This window comes from Aminobacter sp. P4_D5 (genome assembly GCF_056401815.1).
Map to the genome: position 1 here is coordinate 1 of NZ_JBFUIP010001099.1, position 581 is coordinate 581.

The 581-nt window shown below is 71.4% G+C and carries 1 protein-coding gene; it reads left to right on the plus strand.

Going from position 1 to position 581, the window contains the following annotated elements:
- Positions 1-581: tripartite tricarboxylate transporter substrate-binding protein (locus AC1DWF_RS36880; protein ID WP_476843380.1), on the plus strand; the 581-nt coding region annotated here is incomplete at both ends.

Here is a 581-nt window from a genome sequence, read left to right on the forward strand (position 1 = left end):
CAGCCTGCCCTACGATCCCGTGGCGGCCTTCACGCCGGTCTCCCTCATCGGGCTGATGCCGATGCTGATCGTGGTCCATCCCGGCGTTCCCGCGCGGGATATCGGCGAGTTCATCGCGCTGCTGAAGGCCAATCCCGGCAAGTATACCTATGGTTCGGCGGGGCCGCGGACCTCCCCGCATCTCGCGGCGGCCCTTTTCTGCGACCAGGCTGGCGTGGAGATGGTGCACGTCCCCTATCGCGGCACCGGCCCGGCCGCGCAGGCGCTGCTGTCGGGCGAGGTGAGCATGGTGGTGGACAGCATCACGACCCAGCGCGGCTTCATCCAGGCAGGCCGCTCGCGCCCGCTCGCCATGCTCGGCCGCGCCCGCTCCGTCCTGCTGCCGGAGGTGCCGACGCTCGCGGAAAGCGGCTTGCCCGACTACGACTTCAACTTCTGGGCGGCGTTGTTCGGCCCGGCGGGCCTACCGGCCGCCGTGGCCGAGCGTCAGGCGCAAGCCATCCGCGAGGCGATGCGCGAGCCGGCGCTGGCGGCACGGCTGGTCGATCTCGGCGTCGAGGCCAAGGCCTCATCCCCTGCCG